The 19,741-nt window shown below is 70.9% G+C and carries 18 protein-coding genes; 7 read left to right on the forward strand and 11 right to left on the reverse strand.

Going from position 1 to position 19,741, the window contains the following annotated elements; translation table 11 throughout:
* Nucleotides 1-7 precede the first annotated feature (7 nt).
* From Q0L11_RS08565 to trxA, 7 genes are all read left to right on the forward strand, one after another.
* Complete coding sequence (locus Q0L11_RS08565; RefSeq protein ID WP_296596679.1) at nt 8-880, forward strand: GNAT family N-acetyltransferase; 873 nt, start codon at nt 8-10, stop codon at nt 878-880.
* Nucleotides 877-1,335, forward strand: a complete 459-nt coding sequence (gene tsaE / locus Q0L11_RS08570) for a tRNA (adenosine(37)-N6)-threonylcarbamoyltransferase complex ATPase subunit type 1 TsaE (protein ID WP_296596680.1) — start codon at nt 877-879, stop codon at nt 1,333-1,335. Before Q0L11_RS08565 ends, tsaE begins: the two co-directional genes overlap by 4 nt.
* On the forward strand, nt 1,325-2,416 hold the full coding sequence (gene amgK, locus Q0L11_RS08575; RefSeq protein WP_296596682.1) for an N-acetylmuramate/N-acetylglucosamine kinase AmgK: 1,092 nt from the start codon (nt 1,325-1,327) through the stop codon (nt 2,414-2,416). The genes tsaE and amgK overlap by 11 nt, the downstream gene beginning before the upstream one ends.
* Entirely contained in the window at nt 2,413-3,144 is a 732-nt protein-coding gene (locus tag Q0L11_RS08580) for a nucleotidyltransferase family protein (protein ID WP_296596683.1), read from the forward strand. The genes amgK and Q0L11_RS08580 overlap by 4 nt, the downstream gene beginning before the upstream one ends.
* The gene (gene addB, locus Q0L11_RS08585; protein WP_296596684.1) at nt 3,141-6,095 is read left to right on the forward strand and encodes a double-strand break repair protein AddB; all 2,955 of its coding nucleotides are present in this window, start codon (nt 3,141-3,143) and stop codon (nt 6,093-6,095) included. Before Q0L11_RS08580 ends, addB begins: the two co-directional genes overlap by 4 nt.
* A complete protein-coding gene (gene addA, locus Q0L11_RS08590; protein WP_296596685.1) occupies nt 6,092-9,571 on the forward strand; it encodes a double-strand break repair helicase AddA in 3,480 nt (1,159 codons plus the stop codon). Before addB ends, addA begins: the two co-directional genes overlap by 4 nt.
* 78 nt (nt 9,572-9,649) lie before the next feature.
* On the forward strand, nt 9,650-9,979 hold the full coding sequence (trxA, locus tag Q0L11_RS08595) for a thioredoxin (protein WP_296596686.1): 330 nt from the start codon (nt 9,650-9,652) through the stop codon (nt 9,977-9,979).
* 17 nt (nt 9,980-9,996) lie between these two features.
* On the opposite strand, the gene Q0L11_RS08600 is transcribed toward trxA, so the two are convergent.
* From Q0L11_RS08600 to Q0L11_RS08650, 11 genes are all read right to left on the reverse strand, one after another.
* Nucleotides 9,997-10,203 carry a hypothetical protein gene (locus Q0L11_RS08600; RefSeq protein ID WP_296596687.1) on the reverse strand — a complete coding sequence of 69 codons (207 nt, stop codon included), beginning with the start codon at nt 10,201-10,203 and terminating at the stop codon, nt 9,997-9,999.
* Nucleotides 10,204-10,215: 12 nt separating this feature from the next.
* Nucleotides 10,216-11,559 carry a folylpolyglutamate synthase/dihydrofolate synthase family protein gene (locus Q0L11_RS08605; RefSeq protein ID WP_296596688.1) on the reverse strand — a complete coding sequence of 448 codons (1,344 nt, stop codon included), beginning with the start codon at nt 11,557-11,559 and terminating at the stop codon, nt 10,216-10,218.
* A gap of 140 nt (nt 11,560-11,699) precedes the next feature.
* Nucleotides 11,700-12,617 (reverse strand): acetyl-CoA carboxylase, carboxyltransferase subunit beta, encoded by a 918-nt coding sequence (gene accD, locus Q0L11_RS08610; RefSeq protein ID WP_296596690.1) that lies wholly within the window; start codon nt 12,615-12,617, stop codon nt 11,700-11,702.
* A gap of 5 nt (nt 12,618-12,622) precedes the next feature.
* Complete coding sequence (gene trpA, locus Q0L11_RS08615) at nt 12,623-13,450, reverse strand: tryptophan synthase subunit alpha (protein ID WP_296596692.1); 828 nt, start codon at nt 13,448-13,450, stop codon at nt 12,623-12,625.
* Between the two features lie 12 nt (nt 13,451-13,462).
* Entirely contained in the window at nt 13,463-14,683 is a 1,221-nt protein-coding gene (trpB, locus tag Q0L11_RS08620; protein ID WP_296596693.1) for a tryptophan synthase subunit beta, read from the reverse strand.
* A 16-nt stretch (nt 14,684-14,699) separates the two neighbouring features.
* Nucleotides 14,700-15,344, reverse strand: a complete 645-nt coding sequence (locus Q0L11_RS08625; RefSeq protein ID WP_296596694.1) for a phosphoribosylanthranilate isomerase — start codon at nt 15,342-15,344, stop codon at nt 14,700-14,702.
* A 54-nt stretch (nt 15,345-15,398) separates the two neighbouring features.
* A complete protein-coding gene (locus Q0L11_RS08630; RefSeq protein ID WP_296596695.1) occupies nt 15,399-16,403 on the reverse strand; it encodes a class I SAM-dependent methyltransferase in 1,005 nt (334 codons plus the stop codon).
* 108 nt (nt 16,404-16,511) lie between these two features.
* Nucleotides 16,512-16,934, reverse strand: a complete 423-nt coding sequence (mscL, locus tag Q0L11_RS08635) for a large-conductance mechanosensitive channel protein MscL (RefSeq protein WP_296596696.1) — start codon at nt 16,932-16,934, stop codon at nt 16,512-16,514.
* A gap of 31 nt (nt 16,935-16,965) precedes the next feature.
* Nucleotides 16,966-17,256 carry an integration host factor subunit beta gene (locus Q0L11_RS08640; RefSeq protein ID WP_296596697.1) on the reverse strand — a complete coding sequence of 97 codons (291 nt, stop codon included), beginning with the start codon at nt 17,254-17,256 and terminating at the stop codon, nt 16,966-16,968.
* A 134-nt stretch (nt 17,257-17,390) separates the two neighbouring features.
* Nucleotides 17,391-19,349: a DUF3857 domain-containing protein gene (locus Q0L11_RS08645; protein WP_296596698.1), complete on the reverse strand. Its 1,959-nt coding sequence runs from the start codon at nt 19,347-19,349 to the stop codon at nt 17,391-17,393.
* 117 nt (nt 19,350-19,466) lie between these two features.
* Nucleotides 19,467-19,741: S1 RNA-binding domain-containing protein (locus tag Q0L11_RS08650; RefSeq protein WP_296596700.1), on the reverse strand; the 275-nt coding region annotated here is incomplete at its 5' end.

The following is a 19,741-nucleotide window of genomic DNA, read 5'->3' on the forward strand; positions in this document are numbered from 1 at the left end:
TAGCGCCATGACGCTCGCCACCCCGGCCGGCGCGGTCCGCGGCGCGGGCCGCCACGACCACATCGTCGATATGCTGATCGCCGAGCGCGCCCCGAAGTTGGCGGCCAGCCCCCTATGGCCCGCGGCCCGGCCCTTGCTCTATGCGATGCTGGACTATGCGAAGGCGGTGCGGATGGCCGACGCCATCGCCCCCCTGCCTGGCCGGGCGGCGCTCGATTTCATCTCGGACCTGCTGTCGCTGAAGGTCTCCACAGCGCACCTCGACCGCACGCCGTGCGCCGGCCGGCTCGTCGTGATCTGCAACCATCCCACCGGCATCGCCGACGGCATCGCCGTGTTCGACGCCCTGAAGGCGCTGCGTCCGGAAATCTGCTTCTACGCCAACGCCGACGCCCACCGTGTCTCACCGCGCTTCGGTGAGGTGCTGATCCCGGTGGAGTGGGTCGAAGCCAAGCGCACTCGCGAGAAGACGCGCGCCACGCTCCAGCTCACGCGGGAGGCGATGGAGGCCGAACGCTGCCTGGTGATCTTCCCCGCCGGCCGGCTCGCGCGACGCCAGGCCGATGGGCGTCTGGCTGAGAGTCCCTGGATGGCCTCGGCGGTCTCGATCGCCCGCAGGCATGAGGCGACCGTGCTGCCGATCCACGTGGACGGTCCGTGGTCCACGCTGTTCCACTTCTTCCACGGCTTCTCGGGCGAGCTGCGGGACATCACCCTCTTTCACGAACTGCTCAACAAGCAGGGGCGCGAGTTCCGGCTGGTTGTCGGCGAGCCGATCCCGCCGGGGGCGCTGGAGGGCGACGTCGCGCAGGTGACCGAGCGGCTGAAGGCGCATGTGGAGCATGGGCTGGCGGCCGACCCGCACCGCGTCTTCGCATGAGCGCCTCACGTGTCGATCTGGCCGACGAGGCGGCCACGGCGCGGCTGGGCGCAAGGATCGCGGGCGCCCTTCGTCCCGGTGAGGCGGTCTGTCTCTCGGGACCGCTCGGAGCCGGCAAGTCGACCTTGGCGCGAGCGTTGGTGCGCGCCCTGACGACGCCGGACGAGGATGTGCCGTCGCCCACCTTCACCCTGGTGCAATTCTACGAGGGCCCGCGCCTGACCGTCGCCCACTTCGACCTCTACCGGCTGTCCGATCCCGACGAGGCCTATGAGATCGGCCTGGATGAGGCGCTGGACGAGGGCGCGGCGGTCATCGAATGGCCGCAACGCCTGGAGGGCCGCCTGCCGCCCGACCGACTCGACGTAGAGATCGAACTGGCCGAAGACGCCGATGGCCGCCGCGCGACCCTGACCCCGCACGGCGCCTGGGAGGGACGAACGCTTGAGCTCTGACCGCGAGGCCCTGAAGGACGAATTCCTGCGCGCCGCAGGCTTCGCCGACGCCCGCCGCGAGCTCCTGTCCGGCGACGCCTCCACGCGCCGCTACGAGCGGCTCCACCGAGCCGACGGGTCCCAGTTCATCTTCATGGACCAGCCGCCGGCGGTGGAGAGCACGGTCTGCCCGCCGGACGCGTCGGAGGCGGAGCGGATCGCCCTGGGCTACAACGCCGCCGCCCGCCTGGCCGCGGGTTCGGTGGCCGCCTTCGTCACCACCGCCGCCTGGTTGCGCGACCGCGGCCTGTCGGCGCCGCGCATCCTGGCCCACGACATCGAGGCGGGCCTCGCCGTCCTGGAAGACCTGGGCGACGGGCTCTACGCAAGCCTGATCGAGCGAGGGACGCCCGAGGCGCCGCTGTACGAGGCCGCGGTCGACGCACTGGTGGTGATGCAGGGCGAGCCCCCGCCCGACGTCTTGCTCGCCGATCAGGCCGCCTGGCCGCTCCTGACCTACGACACCCTGGCGCTCAAGATCGCCACCGACACCTTCCTGGACTTCTGGCGGAAGTTCGCGGGCCTGGCGCCCTTCGGCGCGGAGGCCACCGCCGAGTGGGATGCGCTCTGGGCGCCCGTTTGGGTGGCGGGCGAGGCGGGCGCGGCCGTCTTCACACACCGCGACTATCATGCCCAGAACCTGCTCTGGCTGCCGGAGCGACAGGGAGTGGCGCGCGTGGGCCTGCTCGATTTCCAGGACGCCCTGAAGGCCCATCCGGCCTGGGACCTGACGCACCTGCTGCAGGACGCCCGCCGCGACGTCTCGCCCGAGCTGGAAGCCGCCATGCTGGACCGGTTCCTGGCGGCCCGGCCGCGGCTCGACCGCGCGCAGTTCCTCGCCGAGTACCGCGCGCTAGCCAGCTCCAACGCCGCACGTATCCTGGGCCGGGTCTTCGCCCGCCAGGCGCTGCTGGGCCGTCGGCAATACGAGGCCTTCATGCCGCGCACCTGGCGCTACCTGGAGCGCAACCTGACCGACCCGGCTCTGGCCGGCCTGAAGACCTGGTTCGACCGCCACGTGCCGCCGGAGGCGCGGCGGTGACCCCCGGCCCCAAGACCGCGATGGTGCTGGCCGCCGGGATCGGCAGCCGGATGCGCCCGCTCACCGACATCATGCCCAAGGCGCTGGTCCCCGTGGCCGGTCGTCCGCTGATCGACCATGTGCTCGACCGCCTCCGCGACGCGGGCGTGGAGCGGGCCGTCGTCAACGTCCACCATTTCGCCGACGAGATGGAGGCGCACCTGCGCCAGCGGCGCGACCTGGAAATCCTGATCTCCGACGAGCGCGCGGCCCTCCTCGACTCCGGCGGCGGCATCCGGCATGCGGCCGACAAGCTAGGCCGCGAGCCGATCTTCGTCGCCAACATCGACTCGCTGTGGATCGAGGGCGCCACGCCGGCGCTGGAGACCCTCAAGGCGGCCTGGAACGCGGCCACCATGGACATCCTGCTGCTGCTGGTGAAGCGCGGTCACGGCATCGGCTTCGAGGGGCCGCAGGGGTTCTTCATGGACGCGGCGGGCCGGCTGACCCACTCGACCGCGCCCGAGCCGCCGACGCCTTTCGCGAACATCGGCTTCGCGATCCTGAAGCCGCAAGTGCTGGACGACCAGCCGGCCGGCGCCTTCTCGATCGTTCCGGTCTGGCGCCGGCTGCAGCGCGAAGGCCGGCTGCACGGCGCAGTCATGGACGCGTTCTGGATGCACGTGGGCGACCCGGCCGCGCGCGAGCAGGCCGAAGCGCGGCTGCGCAGCGAGGCTGCCGCCTCATGACCGCGGCCTTCTTCGAGCGGCCGGGCTCCCGCTGGTTCCACATCCCGGCGCACCGGCCGTTCGCGGAAGACCTGGCCCAGGGCCTGTACGACGCCCTCGCCCCGCTCGGACCCGAGGCCCTGGCCGACGCCGTCGTGCTCACCCCTACCCGCCGCGGCGCCCGCGCCCTGGCCGACGCCTTCATCAAGGCGAGCGGCGGACGCGCCGTGCTGCCGCCGCAGATGCGCCCGCTGGGCGACCTGGAAGCCGGCGAGCCGCCGTTCGAGCCCGGCGACCTTGCGCTGGACCTGCCCGCCGCCATCGACCCCCTGCGGCGGCGGTTTGAGCTGACGCGCCTGGTCTCCGACCTCGCGGAGCATATCCCCGGAGGCCTGGTCAGCGCCGGCGCGGCGCTGGAGCTGGCCGACGCCCTGGGGGGGTTCCTGGATGGCCTGCAGATCGAGGAGGTCGAGGTTGGCGACCGGCTGGCCAGCCTCGTAGGCGCCGAGCTCGCGGAGCACTGGGAGGTCTCCCGGAGCTTCCTGGAGAAGGCGCTGAGCCTCTGGCCCGAGCGGCTGCGGAGCCTGGGCGTCGTCGATGTCAGCGACCGGCGCGTGCGCCTCCTGCGCCGCCTGGCCGAGGTCTGGACGAATACGCCGCCGAGGGGCGTGCTGGTAGCCGCCGGCTCGACCGGCACCGCTCCGGCCACCCGCGCCTTGCTGATCGCCGTAGCGGCCGCGCCGAAGGGCGCTGTCGTCCTGCCCGGCCTCGACCAGGACCTCGCAGACAAGGCCTGGGCCAAGGTGGACGTGCAGCATCCTCAGGGCGCCTTGAGGCGGCTACTGGACGAAGCCCGCGTCGCCAAGCGAGAGGTCTCGCTATGGCCTGCCTCGATCCGCGCCGAGAGCGCCGGCCGTTGGCGGCGCAGGGTCGTCAACGAGGCGCTGCGGCCGGCTGAAGAGACCGCCGACTGGCTGCAGGTCATCGAGAGTCTCAGGGCCGAGCACCCGGACGCCATCGCCGAAGGGCTTTCCGGCCTGTCGCTGGTGAGCGCCCGCACCGAGGAGGAAGCCGCCACCGCCACCGCGCTCCTGCTGCGCGAGGCGCTGGAAACGCCCGAGCGCACGGCGGCCCTGGTGACGCCCGACCAGGTGCTGGCGCGTCGCGTGGTGGCCAAGCTGGCCCGCTGGGGCGTCGTCCCCGACTCCTCCGCCGGCGAAAGCCTGGCCGGCAGCCGCTGTGGGGTGCTTGCGGCGCTGGTCGCGCGGGCGGCCGTCGACCCCACCGATCCGGTGACCCTGCTGGGGTTGCTGAAGCACTCATTCGCGCGCCTGGGCGACAGCGCCGCGCTGGAGGCGGCCGCCCTGCGTGGACCCCGCGTCCGCAGTTGGGACGGGCTCAAGAGCAAGGCGGCCGACGCCACCGCGCTCGCCGAGCGCCTGGAGGCCGTTGTGGCGGGCCTAGCCTGGCCCGGCGAGGCCGATACGCCGGCCGCCGCGGCGCGGCGCGTCGTAGAGGCGATGGAGGCCTTGGCCGCGGATGAGCACGGCGAAACCGGCGAGCTCTGGGCCGGCCACGGCGGCGAGGCCATGGCGCGGCTGCTGGGCGCCCTGGTGCGCGAGGGCGACGCCCTGCCCGCGGTTACCCCTCGCCAGTTCGCCGACCTGCTGCAGCGGCTGATGGAGGGTGAGACGGTCCGCTCGGGCGGCGCCACCCACCCGCGTCTGCGGATTCTGGGGGCCATCGAGGCGCGGCTCGTGCGAGCGGATCGGCTGGTAGTGGCCGGGCTGGAGGAAGGCGTCTGGCCCGGCGACGCGCCGACCGACCCGTTCCTGTCGCGGCCCATGCGCGAAATGCTGGGCTTGCCGCCGCCCGAACGTCGCGTGGGCCTGGCCGCCCACGATTTCGCCCAGGCGGCCTGCGCCCCCGAGGTGATCCTGCTTCACACCGAGCGCCGCGAGGGCGCGCCGTCGGTGAAGTCGCGCTGGCTGTGGCGGCTGGAAACCCTCGCCAAGGGCGCGGGACTGGCCATACCCGGTCATACCGACGTGCTGGGCTGGGCCCGCGCCCTGGACGCGCCCCAAGGCTACGAGCCATTCCGCCGACCGGCGCCGGTCCCGCCCGTGGCCCATCGACCGCGGGTCATGGCGGTGACCCGGGTGGAGACCCTGACCCGCGACCCGTACGCCGTCTGGGCGCGCGACATCCTGCGCCTCTACCCCATGGACCGGCCCGACGAGCAGGCCGACGCGCGGGCGCGGGGCACCGCGATCCACGCCGCCTTCGAGCGGTTCGCCGAGACATTCCCCGCCGACCTCCCGCCCGACGCGGCAGGACAGTTCGCCGCCTTCTACCTGGAAGCCCTGGAGGCCGCCGGCCTGCCGCACGAAGCCATGGCTCGGGAAGCCGCGCTCGCGAAGGAAGCCGCCGAGTGGGTCGCCGAGCTCGAGCGTGACCGTCGCGACGGCCGACGGATCCTTGTCGAGCTCAAGGGCGAGCGCACGATCCAGACCCCGGCCGGCGCCTTCACGGTCAACGCCCGCGCCGACCGCATCGAGGTGACGGCCGAGGGCTACGGCCACATCCTCGACTACAAGACCGGCAAGGCGCCTTCGAAGAAGGAGGTTCAGACCGGTTTCTCGCCGCAGCTCACCCTGACCGCCGCGATCCTGGAGGCCGGCGGCTTCACCGATCTCGGCCCCGTGAAACCCGGCGACCTGACCTATCTCGAAGTCACAGGCCGCAAGCCGGCCGGCAAGGTCGAGACCCGCGCCCTGGCGGGCGACGAGAGCGCCGAAGCCGCCGCCCGCGCGCTGGAGGGCCTGCACACGCTGATCGCCCGGTTCGACGACCCCGCGCAGCCTTACCTGTCGCGTGTGGCCCCGCAGTTCGTGAAGGCGCGGGTCAGCGACTACGACCACCTGGCCCGCGTCTTCGAATGGTCCACCAGCGGCGAGGAGGGCGACGAATGAGCCTCGACCTCGCCGACCGCACCGTCGACCCGCAGAAGCTGGCGGCCGACCCTGGCCTCTCGGCCTTCGTCACCGCCAACGCCGGCTCGGGCAAGACCAAGACGCTGATCGACCGGGTGGCGCGCCTGCTGCTGGCGGGCGCGGAGCCCGAGACCATTCTCTGCGTCACCTACACCAAGGCCGCCGCCGCCGAGATGCAGCGGCGGCTGTTCCAGGTGCTGGGCGAATGGTCCGTCCTGCCGGACGCCGAACTGGCCGCGAAACTCGCCGCCCTGCAGGATCGCCCGTTCGACGACCTGTCCCGCGCCCGAAGCCTGTTCGCCCGCGCGCTGGAGACGCCTGGCGGCCTGAAGATCCAGACGATCCACGCCTTCTGCGAGAAGCTGCTGCGGCGCTTCCCGCTGGAGGCCGGGATCTCGCCGGGCTTCCGGGTGATGGACGACGCCGCCTCGGCCGCCGTGGCGCAGGCGGCCCGGCGTCTGGTGGCCGAGGTCTCCATGAAGGGCGGCCGCCTCGGCGAGGCTTACGGCCGCATGTCGGTGCAGCTCGATTTCCAGAGCTTCCACGCGATGTTCGCCGATTTCGAAGCCCGCCGCGGCGCGCTGAGGGCCTTCTTCGACGGCGAGGGTGGGTTCGAGGGCGCCCTCGGCTGGGTCTGGCGGGCCGTGGACGTGCCCTTCGGCTCGGAGCCAACCGCCCTCGCGGCGGAGGTCATGGCCCGGATGGACCGCGAGCTTTGGCGGGGCGCGGCCGAGGTCCTGCGCCAGGGCGGGGTCACGGACCAGAAGTGCGCCGCGCAGCTCGCCGCCGTCGCCGAGGATCCCGACGCCACGTTCGAGCAGGCGCTGGCGGCGCTGTTCACCGAGAAGGGGGAGGGCGAGGCCGCCAAGTGGGTCGGCAAGACCAGCGGCCTGAAGGCCCACGAGGGCCTGCGGGTGCAGCTCCTCGCCGAGCAGGCCCGGCTGCACGAGGCGCGCCTGCGCATCCGCGCCGCCCAGGTCGCGGCCGACACGGCCGATGTCCTGATCCTGGCCTACGCCTATCTGGAGGCTTACGACCGCGAAAAGCGCGACGCGGGCGCCCTCGACTTCGCCGACCTGATCGAGAAGGCCTGCCACCTGCTGCGCGACCGGCCCGCGGCGGCCTGGGTGCTCTACAAGCTGGACGGCGGCATCGATCACATCCTGCTGGACGAGGCGCAGGACACGGCGCCCGAGCAGTGGAAGATCGTCGACTCGCTCACCGAGGAGTTCTTCTCGGGCGCGGGGGTCGGCGGCGAGCGACGCCTGCGCCAGCTCTTCGTCGTCGGCGACGAGAAGCAGTCGATCTATTCCTTCCAGGGCGCCCAGCCCGAGCAACTGCTGCAGAAGTTCGAGTTCCACCGCGACCGCGCCACCGGCGCCGGCTTCCGGCTGGAGCGGGTGGACCTGCTGACCTCATGGCGGTCGACGCCCCAGGTGCTCCGCTTCGTCGACACCGTGTTCACGCCGCCCGGACTGGCCCAGGCGATCCAGCCGCGCGCTGAGCCCGAACAGGTCGTCCACGAGCCGGCGGCGTTCCTCCGCGAACATCCCGGCTGCGTCGACGTCTGGCCGCTGGAAGTCGAGAAGAAGGGCGAGGATCGCGAGGCGTGGGACGCCCCCTTGGACGCCGAGCCCGAAGACAGCGCCAACCGCCGCCTGGCGCGACGGATCGCCGGCGAGATCGCCGGGCTTATCGCCCGCGGCGACGCGGTCTGGGACAAGGACGAGCGCCGCTTCCGCCCGGCGCATGCCGGCGACGTGCTGATCCTGGTGCGCCGCCGGCGCGCGTTGTTCGAGGAGATCCTCCGCGCGCTGAAGCACGCGGGCATCCCGGTGGCCGGCGCCGACCGGCTGGCGCTTTCCGAGCACATCGTGTTCGACGACCTGGTGGCGCTAGCGCGCTTCCTGCTGTTCCCCGCCGACGAGCTCACCCTTGCCGCCCTGCTGAAGAGCCCGTTCTGCGGCCTGTCCGACGACAGCCTCTATGCTCTCGCCCACGGCCGCGGGAAGGAGCTGCTGTGGGACCGGCTACAGCGTCGGGCGGAGGAGCAGGCCGATTGGGCCGGCGCGCACGCCTTCCTCGTCCACGCCCTCGCCGAAGCAAGCGTCCGTGCGCCGTTCGAGCTCTATGCCCGGCTGCTGGGCTACGTGGGCGCCGAGGGCCGCTCCATGCGACAGCGCCTGCTGCGCAGGCTGGGGGCGGAGGCCGAGGACGCCCTGGACGAGTTCCTCAACCAGGTGCTGGCGGCGGAGGCCCGGGGCGTACACGACCTGGAGGCGCTGGCGGCCGAGCTGGCGGGCCTCGACATCACCGTGAAGCGCGAGATGGAGGCCGAACGACGCGAGGTGCGGGTGATGACCGCCCACGGCGCCAAGGGCCTGGAGGCGCCGATCGTCTTCCTGCCCGAGACCACGCTCACCCAGACCGCGCGTGGCTCGCCTTTGCTCCGGGTCCGACACGACGGCGCCGATGGGTTCCTGTGGTGCTCGTCCTCCGCCCGCGACTGCGAGGCGACCGCGAAGGCGCGCGACGAACGCGCGGGGCGCGAGGAGGCCGAGGCCTACCGCCTGCTCTACGTGGCCCTGACGCGCGCGCGGGACAGGCTCGTCCTCTGCGGCCGCGTGGCGGAGCGGACGGATCAGGCCAAGCTGCGCGGCTGGTGGGGCGCGATCCGCGACGCGCTGGGCCATGCCGACATCGCCGACCACGTCCGCGCAGTGCAGAGCGGCGACCTGACCTTCGAACGCTACGGCCCCGACCCAACACCCTTGGGCGGCGAGGCGGCGGCGGCGGCCAGCCGCTCGGACCTGCCGCCCTGGACGCAGGCGGTGGCGAAGCCCGAGGCCTACGCCCGCTACGCCTCGCCTTCCGACCTCGGTGAAGGCGCCGCTGTGCCCGCGCCGTCGCCACTGGCGGCCGCCCAGGGGCTGGGCCGGTTCCGTCGCGGCGACCTGATTCACCGGCTGTTGCAGTTGCTGCCGGACCTGACGCCTGCCGAGCGCGCGGGCGGCGCGGCGGCGATCCTGGCTCGCGAAGCCGACCTTACGGACCCGCAGCGCGCCGAGATGGCGGAGGCTGCCCTATCGGTGCTGAACGACGCCCGCTTCGCCGAGGTCTTCGGCCCCGGCTCGCGAGGCGAGATCGCCGTGGCCGGGACGGCCCAGGCCCTGCCGCCGGGCCTCAGGATTTCTGGCCGGATCGACCGCCTGGTCGTCTTGCCCGACCGCGTGCTGGTGGTTGACTTCAAGACCAACCGGCCCTCGCCCGACCGCGTCGAGGACGCCGATCCGGTTTATCTGCGGCAGATGGCGCTCTATTCAGCGGTGCTGGCCGACGTCTTCCCGGGCCGGCGTGTCGAAGCCGCCATCGTCTGGACGGATGGGCCGAAGCTGATGCCGGTTCCAGAAAACCTCGTCGTCCAGACCCTTGCCGACCTCCGCCGTGGCGGTTGATACAAGGGTGGGCGCCGCCTACATGGCGGGATCGAAAGGCCGCGTTGGGCGATTCCATCGGGCCACAGGAGTTATCGAATGAGCACCGTGAAGGTCACCGACGACACCTTCCAAAGCGACGTCCTGGGTTCGGAGACCCCGGTCCTGGTCGATTTCTGGGCCGAATGGTGCGGCCCCTGCAAGCAGATCGCTCCTGCGCTGGAGCAGCTCTCGGAAGAGCTGGCCGGCAAGGTGACGATCGCCAAGCTCGACATCGAGCAAAGCCCGACCACTCCTTCGCGCTACGGCGTGCGCGGGATCCCCACCATGATGCTGTTCAAGGGCGGGCAGATGGCCTCGATGAAGGTCGGCGCCATGCCCAAGCAGAAGATCCTCGAATGGCTCGCCGAAGCGGGCGTCGCAGCCTAAGCTGACAATCGGCTTCGTCAGTCGCCGCCGCGCCTCGGCATGCGGCGGCTGACGGCCCAGTTCACAATCCGGCTGACGATTAGCCAGCCGATGAGCCAGCCGAACATCACCTCGGGCCCGCGCCCGTAGACGTGGATCAGCGCCGCGAGCACCACCAGCCCCACGGCCAGTGTCGCGAGCCACGGTAGCGGCAGGGCGAGGCGCCAGGTGCGCTTTCCGAACATCCAAAGACCTCTTCAGGTCGGCCAGGTCTCGGGACTCATCGCAAGGACCTCGCCGGCAAAGTGCAGCCCGCCGCAGATCAGGACGTGGGGCGCCGGGCCGTCGGTCTCAAGGGCGCGCGCCACGGCGTCGGAGACGTTCGCCGCCGTCTCGGGCTGCAATCCGGCGCGGACGCCAGCCTCCATCAGCTCGTCCGTGGTCGCTGCGATGGGGCTGTCGAAGCCGGTGACGATCACCCGCGGCCGCATCTCGGCGAAGGGGCGGAAGAAGCCCTCGGCGTCCTTGCGCGCGAACATGCCCGTGACCAGCACCAGCGGACGTGGGTCGCGGTCGACGATGCGGCTCGCGGCTTCGGCCAGCGCCCGGCCGGCGTGGGGATTGTGGCCCCCGTCCAGCCAGAGGTCGGCGCCGCGCGCCCGGGCGAGTTCCGCCAGCGGGCCCGCCGTCAGGCGCTGCATCCGCGCCGGCCAGACCGTGGACGTGACGCCGCTCGCCAGGTCTTCGTCGCTGAGGGTCCGGTCGAACGTCAGCGCCGCGGCGACGGCCAGCCCGGCATTGTCGAACTGGTAGCCGCCGAACAGGCTGGGCGCGGGCAGGTCCAGCAGACGATCGGGCATCTGAACCAGCAAGCGCCCCCGCTCCTCCCAGGCGTCGAAGTCGCGGCCCATCAGCAACATGGGGGCCATCCGGTCATCCGCCTCCCGCTCGATCATCTCCATCGCCTCGTCCATCTGCCGCGCGACGACGACGGGGCGACCGCGCTTGATGATCCCGGCCTTCTCCCAGGCGATCTTGGAAAGGCCGGGCCCCAGCATCTCCAGGTGATCGTAGTCCACGGGCGTGATCACGCTGACCGCGGGAGCGTCGAAGATGTTGGTGGCGTCGAACCGGCCGCCCAGGCCCACCTCGACGATGCACAGGTCGGCCGGGGTCTCGGCGAAAGCGGCGAAGGCCAGGACGGTGGTGATCTCGAAGAAGCTGATGGGCTCGCCGGCGTTGGCGGCTTCCAGCCGGTCGGTCAGGTCGGTGAGCTGCTCGTCGGTGATCAGCTTGCCCGCCAGCCGGATCCGCTCCGCGAACCGCACGAGATGGGGCGATGTCAGCGCGTGGACGCGAAGCCCGGCGGCTTCGCCGATCGCGCGCAGGTAGGCGACGGTCGAGCCCTTCCCGTTGGTGCCCGCCACGTGGATCACCGGCGGCAGCTTCTTCTCGGGATGGCCCAGCGCCGCGAGTAGGCGTTCCACCCGCCCCGTGGTCAGGTCGATCAGCGTCGGATGGTTGGCGCGCAGGCGCTGGATCACCGCGTCCGAGGCGCGGATCGGGTCGTGACCGGGGTCGGGGGGAAGGTCGGTGACCATCTAGATGCTCCCCCTATGAGGGAGCTCCAGCGGCGCACAGCGCCGATGGAGAGGGGGTTTCAGCCACGAACGGAGAGATTTGGGCGCTAAACCGCCTCTCATTTCGCGAGCTCCCCTGGCCGGGGAGCATCTACCGGACATCAGGCGGCTTTCGAGTGCTCACGCCCCATCATAAGGGTCTTCAGGATCGAACTCAGCTTTTCCGGAAGATCTTTCCGCGCGACCACCTGATCGACCATGCCGCGCTCGACGAGGAACTCCGAGCGCTGGAAGCCCGGCGGCAGGGTTTCGCGGATGGTCTGCTCGATTACCCGGCGGCCCGAGAAGCCGATGGTGGCGTTGGGCTCGGCCAGGTGCACGTCGCCCAGCATGGCGTACGAAGCGGTCACGCCGCCGGTGGTCGGGTCGGTCAGCACCACGATGTAGGGCAGCCCGGCGGCCTTCACCTCGTTCAACGCCAGTGTCGTGCGGGCCATTTGCATAAGGGACAGCGTGCCCTCCTGCATGCGCGCGCCGCCCGAGGCGGTGAAGATCACCAGCGGAACGCCGCGCTTCACAGCCTCCTTGGCCGCGACCACGAAGGTCTCGCCCGCGGCCATGCCCAGGCTGCCGCCCATGAAGGCGAAGTCCTGCACGATCACGACCGTCGGCTGGCCCTGGATGTGGCCGTAGCCGACGGCCATGGAGTCCTGCTCGCCCGTGGTCTTGCGGGCCGCCTTCAGCCGTTCGGGGTACGGCTTGTCGTCCGGAAAGCCGAGTGGATCGTCGGGCACGACCGGCGTGGCGATGCGCTCGTACTGGGCGTCGTCGAAGGTGTAGTCCAGGCGCAGCTTCGAGCCGATGCGCATGTGGGCGCCCGACGGCGTGACCCACAGCGCGGCCTCGAGGTCGGGCCGGTACAGCATCTCGCCGGAATCGGGGTCCTTGACCCACAGGTTCTCGGGCGTGTCCTTCTTGGTCAGGCCACGGACGCCGGGCGCGATCCGGGAGAGCCACCCGCGGCGGCGCTCGGCCGGCGGCCGGTTGGGTTTGTCGTTACGCTGTTCAGCCATCGCCATGGTTTTCAGACCGGGACCCGACGCGCGAAGCGCACAGCCTTAGCTAGAGATTCCACTTTGGAAAGAACTCGCCGGGTCACGTCTTCGTTCAAATCCACTGCTTCGGCCACTTCGTCCACAAGCGCGGACCCCACGACCACGGCGTCGGCGACCTGCGCTATAGCCGAAGCTCGCTCCGGTGTCTTGATTCCGAAGCCGACTGCGACCGGAAGTCCCGAAGCCTTGCGGATGCGCTCGACGTTCGGCGCGACCGCCTGGGCGTCGGCTTCCTTCACGCCAGTCACCCCGGCGACCGAGACATAATAGACGAAGCCCGCAGCCCGTCGGATCACCGTGGGCAGGCGCTTGTCGTCCGTCGTGGGCGTGGTGAGGAAGATCAGGGCCATGCCGTGGGCTTCCAGCGCGTCCGCCAGCGGATCGGCCTCCTCCGGCGGACAGTCGACCACGATCACACCATCCACCCCGGCCTCGGCGGCTTCGGCGGCGAAGGCCTCGAAGCCCCAGGTCACCAGCGGGTTCAGATAGCCCATCAGGATGATCGGCGTCGCCTGATCCTCGGCGCGGAACGCGGCGATGGCCTCCAACGTCCCCTTCAGCGTCATGCCCTTGGCGAGCGCACGCTGGGCGGCGCGCTGGATCGGCGGTCCCTCGGCCATGGGGTCCGAGAACGGGAAGCCCACCTCGATGAGGTCGGCGCCGGCCGCCGGCAGCCCCTTCAGGATCGCCAGAGCGGTCGCCGCGTCCGGATCGCCGGCCATCACATAGGGCACGAAGGCCGCGCGCCCCTCGGCCTTCAGGGCCGCGAAGCGGGCGTCGATACGGGCTTTGGTCAAGTCGTCCGTCCCTTAGATCTGACGGCCAAGGTGCGCCGCCACGGTGGCGACGTCCTTGTCGCCGCGGCCCGACAGGTTGAGCACCACAACGCCGCCCTTGCCCACGTCGCGGGCGATGTCGCCGATCCGAGCCAGGGCGTGCGCCGATTCGATGGCTGGCAGGATGCCTTCCAGCTTCGAGAGCAGCATGAAGGCGTCCAGCGACTCCGCGTCGGTGGCGGTGAGATAGGTGGCGCGGCCCACGTCGTGGAGCCACGAGTGCTCCGGCCCGATCCCGGGATAGTCCAGGCCCGCCGAGATCGAGTGCGCCTCGGTGATCTGGCCTTCGCGGTCCTGCAGCAGGTAGGTCATATTGCCGTGCAGGACGCCCGGACGGCCGCCGTTGATCGCCGCGGCGTGGCGCTCGGTGTCCATACCCTCACCGGCGGCCTCGACCCCGTAGAGCTTCACGCCCTCGTCGTTCAGGAACGGGTGGAAGATGCCGATGGCGTTGGAGCCGCCGCCCACGCAGGCCACCACGGCGTCCGGAAGCCGGCCCTCGGCCTCCTGAATCTGCGCGCGCGCCTCCTGGCCGATCACCGACTGGAAGTCGCGGACCATCTCCGGATACGGGTGCATGCCGGCGGCGGTGCCGATCAGGTAGTAGGTGTCGTGGACGTTGGTGACCCAGTCGCGCAGGGCCTCGTTCATGGCGTCCTTGAGGGTCGCCGAGCCGCTTGTCACCGGCCGCACCTCGGCCCCCAGCAGGTTCATGCGGAAGACGTTGGGCTTCTGCCGCTCGACGTCCACCGCGCCCATGTAGACCACGCAGGGAAGGCCGAAGCGGGCGCAGACCGTGGCCGTCGCCACCCCGTGCTGGCCGGCGCCGGTCTCGGCGATAATCCGGGTCTTGCCCATCCGCATGGCCAGCAGGATCTGGCCCATGCAGTTGTTGATCTTGTGCGAGCCGGTGTGATTCAGCTCCTCGCGCTTCAGGTAGATCTTCGCGCCGCCGAAATGCTCGGTCAGGCGGCTGGCGAAATAGAGCGGCGAGGGACGGCCCACATAGTGGGTCAGATAGCCCTTGAGCTCTGCCTGGAACGCCGGATCGACCTTGGCCGCCGCCCAGGCGGCGCTGAGGTCGTGGACCAGAGGCATCAGGGTCTCGGGCACGTACTGGCCGCCGTAGTCGCCGAAGCGCCCCTTGGCGTCCGGGTAGGCGGTGTAATCGTTGGGGCGGGCGGGCGCGTTCATGGCGGCGAAAGTCGTCTCAGGCGCGGCGTACAGCGTCGAGGAACGCCGTGATCAAGGCCGGGTCCTTTAGTCCCGGACCGCGCTCCACGCCAGAGGAAACGTCCACCAGCGGCGCGCCCGAGGCCGAGATCGCCCGCGCGACGTTCCAGGGATCGAGACCGCCGGCGAGCAGCCACGGCCTGGCGAACCGGCGTCCGGCGAGCAGCGTCCAGTCAAAGGGCTCGCCCAGGCCGCCCGGCCGCTCGGCGTCCTTCGGCGGCTTGGCGTCGAACATCAGGTGCTCGACCAGGGGCTCGTACGCCCCGGCGGGGGCGAGGTCCGAGGCTTCGGAGACCGGCAGCACCTTGATCAGACCGCGGCCGGACCGCTGGCCGATTTCGCGCACGCGCGTCGGGCTCTCGCGGCCGTGGAGCTGGATGAGGTCCGGGGAAAGGCCGGCGACGATCGCATCGACCTCGGCGTCGGTCGGATCGACCGCCAGGGCCACGATCTTGACGTTCCGGGCCCTGGCCGGCGGAGCCAGCCGCGCGGCGGCTTCCGGCGCGATGTTGCGGGGGCTCTTGGGAAAGAAGACGAAGCCGATGTGGCTGGCTCCGCCGTCGACGGCGGCGCGGACGCCTTCCGGCGTCGAGAGCCCGCAGATCTTGGCCGTGACCGTCATGCGCTGCGGATTAAGGGGACCGGCGACCCCGCCGCAAGCCCAATCCGTCCGGACTCAGCCCCGGGTGAGCACCACCGTGCCTTCCAGCATGAACAGGCGCTTGGCCGAAGGCGGGATGGCGGCGTCGAACTCGTCCAGGATGGCTAGCGCCCACGGGGGCAGCGCCAGGGACGCATCGCCCGTGCTGAGCCGGATCTGCACCGCCGCCGCGTCGCGATAGAGGGTGGGATGGTCGTTGTGCGGCACGAAGCGGACCTGCGCGAAGCCGCTCTCGCGCGCCATGGCCTCGAACTGCTCGCGCGAGAAGAGCCACTTGTCGTCCAGGTGGGCGAAATGCGGCGCGGCGGGATCCGGCGCCGTCCGGGCCGCGATATCGATCGCCATGGCGCGAAGCGTCCGCTCGACGGGGGCCGCCAGGGGATCGCGCCGCAGTTCGGCCTCGGCGAGAATCCGCTGATAGGCGAGGCGCATCAGGCCGTAGCCTTCGAACGGCTCCAGGAAGATCGCGTGCCCGCCGGGCTTCAGGGCGCGCGCGGCGACCTGCAGGCCGCGCCGGGGATGCACGAGGTGGTGCAGGATCGAGGCGCCGGTGACGAGGTCGAACCGTCGCGGGGCCACGTGGTCGCTCATCGCGTCCATCACCACCGGCAGCACGCGGTCGGCGAAGCCCGCGTGCTCGGCATAGTCCGCGAGGATCGCGAGCAGTTCGTACGAGAGGTCCGTAGCCACCTGCCGCGCGCCCGGGAAAAGCTCCAGGCAGGGCACGATCGAATTCACGCCCGAGCCCGAGCCGAGGTCGAGGACCAGCGGACTGTCGGCGACGCTCACGCCGCTTGCTGCGAGCGCCTGCCGAAACAGCACCAGGAAATGGCCGCTCGCCGCATAGCGGGCATGATAGCCGTCGGCGTCGGCCTTGAACTGGTCGGAGATGGTGGCGGTGGATGTGTCTTGCGCGATCCGCCATACGGCCGAACGGTCGCCGTCGGCCGGCACGATCTCGCTCGCCAGCAGGTCGCGCGCCCACTTCGGCGCGGTCGCCACGGTCAGTAGGTCGGACATGTTCACCGCCGGACAGGAGTTCACCCGGACATGGGCGAACACTCCTATCGCGCAGCAAGGTGCGCCGCCTCAACTTTGAGACGAGCGGCGTTCGTCGAACGATGAGATCTATCCGGCCTGCCGCGCCTTCAGCAGGTCGCGGATTTCTGTCAGCAGGGCCTCCTGCGGCGTCGGGGCGGGCGGGGCCGCCTCGGCCTTCTCCGCATGCTCGCGGCGCAGGGAATTCACCGCCTTCACCAGCAGGAACACGACCCACGCCACGATCAGGAACTTGATGCCGGCGTTGATCAGCGCACCGTACTGGATCGCCACCAGCTCGCTCGCGGGGGTCGCCGGGTCGTCCGGTTTCAGCACGATCATCATCTTCGAGAAGTCGACGCCGGACGTCAGCAGGCCGATCGGCGGCATCACCACCTGGTCGACCAGAACCTTGACGATGTCGTTGAACGCCGCGCCGATGATCACGCCGACCGCCAAGTCGACCACGTTGCCGCGCTGGATAAATTCGCGGAACTCTGAGAACACGCCCATGTGGCCCTCCTCGTTAGAGGGCCAGCCTCGCTCAGCCCTCGTCGTCGGCGTTCAGCCGCTCGCGCAGCTCCTTGCCGCTCTTGAAGAAGGGGACGTGTTTGGCGCGCACGTCAACCGGTTCGCCGGTGCGCGGATTGCGGCCGGCGCGGGCGTCGCGCGAGCGCACCGAAAGGGCGCCGAAGCCCCGCAGCTCGACCCGGCCGCCGTCTTCCAGGGCCTCGATCATGCGCTCGAGGATCACGCCCACAACGCGCTCGATATCGCGCTGCGTGAGGTGCGGATTCTCTTCCGCAAGTTTGGCGATCAGTTCGGACTTGATCATACGCGCCCCTCGAACCGGCGCGACCATGGCGAATGCGGACCCTGCAATCAAGGCGCAAAAGCGGGTTTACCGTAATCTATGGTCAAGCTTGCATGGACTCGGGCGCCACAACCCCCGCGCGCCGGGGCGGCGCCCTATAGTGGAGCGCGGACCAGGCTGTCCTCGGATGCGATCCGCCGGAAGGCCCGGGTGGCCGCGTCGGCTTCGGCCGCCGGGATCTCCGGCTGGAGCGAGCGCAGGTCCGTGGTGAAGCGCGCCACCCCGTCCGTGATGGCGGACGCCCGGCTGAGCTCCATCGCGCCGATCGTCTCCTTGCCGCTGGGCCCGCGCACGCTGAAGCCCTTGCCGGCGGACGGCAGCACGATCTCGGTGGTCGCGCGGACGTAGAGCGGAAACGGCACCGCATAGGGCGCGTCGCGGTTTGGACCGGGCTCCCGCCGCGGATAGCCGGGCGCCGCGTTGCTGGGCGGCGTCACGCGGTACTCGCGCACGCCCAGGTCCGGGTTCTTGCGCCAGTCCAGGTCGGCCACACCCGCAAGCCGGATCTCGAAGGCGTCGTTCGCCGCGTCGTCGGTCCATTCCACCTTCTGGACGTCGATCCAACTCATGCTGCCCGACATCTGCTGGCGGAAGTTGCGCTCAAGGTCCGCGCGGGGGACCGTCGCCACCATCTGGCGCAGGCCGTTGGCCGCATCGCCCCGGTAGCGGCTGACCATCTGCATGGCCGCCGGCGCGTCGAGCCCCTTGGAGGCGTCGAAGCGGGTGGTCGCCTCCAGGAACGGGGTATCCAGCGGCGGCACCACGATCTCGACCAGATCGGAGCCTGCGGCGCGGACCGGCAGCGCCCAGCGATGCGGCGGCGGGCGGAGCGCGTCCAGGCCGCTGCGGTCCCCCGTGCGGGTGCCGTCCAGCCAGTACGTCTTGCCGGCGATGCTCGCCTTGACGATCACGTGGTTGAACGCCGCCAGCGACGGCAGGCGCTCGTTCATCCCGTCCCCGCCGCCCAGGCTGACGAGGGCCGGCTCGGCGTCGACCTTGAGCTCCCTGAGGACGGCGAGCAGCAGGGCGGTCTTGCCCTTGCAGTCGCCGAACTTGCGCCGCCAGGTCTCGTCGGCAGCGGCCGGCACATAGCCCCCGTCGCCGATACCGATGAAGAAATAGCGGGTCTTGTCCTCGACGAGACGCAGCGCCTCGAAGGCGCGCACCTTGGGATCGGCCGACTTCGCGGCGATCGCATCGATCTCGACGCGCAGGTCGGAGTCGGGGGCGATCGTCGCAGCGCGCTCATAGAGCGGCGCCATGATGCGCGAGATCTCGTTCCAGCTCTCGAAGCTGGAGGTCTCCATGAACCCCAGACGGCGGAAGCGGGCCGGCGCGCCCACCGGAGGCTTGGGCGCCTGGGCGTTGGGCGCGTCCAGGGTGAGGACGGTCCAGCCCGCGTCCTCGTTCAGCCGGGGTTCTCCAAAGCCTTGGGTGGTGCGGTACTTGACGGGCGCGCCGGTCGGCCATGACAGCCGCACGCGATAGCGGCCGGCGACGCCCGGAAAACCCAGGCCCTCCATGTCGTAGGAGCGGTTCCCGGCTACCGGATCGCGGCCCGAATGAGTCCAGGAGGCGTCGAGAATGTCGCCCACCTGCAAGCCCTCGATCTGCTGGGTGGCGCTCATGCGGCCGTCCAGCATGGCCCGCTCCAAGTCCTGCTCGCGGCGCAAGACCAGCATCTTCTTGCCCTTGCCCAGCAGGTCGATGGTCTGCCCGCCGCGAATGATCCGCAGGCTGTGGATCGTCACCACCTCGTCTTGCGGGTCCCAGGTGACCCCGAACGTGGTCTGGGAGGCTAGCCCCTCGGGCTTCAGCACCTTGCGGACGCGGCGGTTGTAGAACGTGTCGCCCTGGGGGGTCAGGCGGCTCTGGTTGTCGTCGAGCAGCGTCTGGACGGCCGGCGCGTCTTCGGCGGGCGGCGCCTCGGGGATCGGCGCGACGTCCACCCATTTCGGAGGCGGGCCGAACGTCGGCTTGGGAGCGGCCAGCGCCGGTGCGGAGATCAGGATGGCCGCAGCCAGGCCGGCGGCGAAACGGACAAGACGCGACACTTGGGCGACGACCCTTCTCGAAGACTGGGCCGTTACGATAGAGCGCGCCCCGCAAAACGAAAGCGGCGGACCGGTCTCCCGATCCGCCGCTCGAAGTTCAGGCCATGCGGCCCGAGCTTATTCCTTCGAGGCCTTCTCGCGCAGGGCGGCGCCCAGGATGTCGCCCAGCGACGCACCCGAGTCCGACGAGCCGAACTGCTCGATGGCTTCCTTCTCTTCGGCCATTTCGAGGGCCTTCACCGACAGGGACACGCGGCGCGCGGCCTTGTCGACGTTGGTCACCTGGGCGTCCATGCGGTCGCCGACGGCGAAACGCTCGGGGCGCTGGTCGGCGCGATCGCGGCTCAGGTCCGACTTGCGGATGAAGGCCGTCATCGGGGCTTCCTCGTCGC

It is taken from the genome of Phenylobacterium sp. (assembly GCF_024508875.1).
Taxonomy (GTDB): domain Bacteria; phylum Pseudomonadota; class Alphaproteobacteria; order Caulobacterales; family Caulobacteraceae; genus Phenylobacterium.

What these genes read in the sequence shown, in the direction of transcription:
- mscL (WP_296596696.1), bottom strand. Translation starts at nt 16,934, where the DNA reads ATGGGCGTGTTCTCAGAGTTCCGCGAATTTATCCAGCGCGGCAACGTG.
- Q0L11_RS08600 (WP_296596687.1), bottom strand. Translation starts at nt 10,203, where the DNA reads ATGTTCGGAAAGCGCACCTGGCGCCTCGCCCTGCCGCTACCGTGGCTC.
- tsaE (WP_296596680.1), top strand. Translation starts at nt 877, where the DNA reads ATGAGCGCCTCACGTGTCGATCTGGCCGACGAGGCGGCCACGGCGCGG.
- trpB (WP_296596693.1), bottom strand. Translation starts at nt 14,683, where the DNA reads ATGAACGCGCCCGCCCGCCCCAACGATTACACCGCCTACCCGGACGCC.
- Q0L11_RS08565 (WP_296596679.1), top strand. Translation starts at nt 8, where the DNA reads ATGACGCTCGCCACCCCGGCCGGCGCGGTCCGCGGCGCGGGCCGCCAC.
- addA (WP_296596685.1), top strand. Translation starts at nt 6,092, where the DNA reads ATGAGCCTCGACCTCGCCGACCGCACCGTCGACCCGCAGAAGCTGGCG.
- Q0L11_RS08630 (WP_296596695.1), bottom strand. Translation starts at nt 16,403, where the DNA reads ATGTCCGACCTACTGACCGTGGCGACCGCGCCGAAGTGGGCGCGCGAC.
- Q0L11_RS08605 (WP_296596688.1), bottom strand. Translation starts at nt 11,559, where the DNA reads ATGGTCACCGACCTTCCCCCCGACCCCGGTCACGACCCGATCCGCGCC.
- Q0L11_RS08640 (WP_296596697.1), bottom strand. Translation starts at nt 17,256, where the DNA reads ATGATCAAGTCCGAACTGATCGCCAAACTTGCGGAAGAGAATCCGCAC.
- trxA (WP_296596686.1), top strand. Translation starts at nt 9,650, where the DNA reads ATGAGCACCGTGAAGGTCACCGACGACACCTTCCAAAGCGACGTCCTG.
- accD (WP_296596690.1), bottom strand. Translation starts at nt 12,617, where the DNA reads ATGGCGATGGCTGAACAGCGTAACGACAAACCCAACCGGCCGCCGGCC.
- Q0L11_RS08625 (WP_296596694.1), bottom strand. Translation starts at nt 15,344, where the DNA reads ATGACGGTCACGGCCAAGATCTGCGGGCTCTCGACGCCGGAAGGCGTC.
- addB (WP_296596684.1), top strand. Translation starts at nt 3,141, where the DNA reads ATGACCGCGGCCTTCTTCGAGCGGCCGGGCTCCCGCTGGTTCCACATC.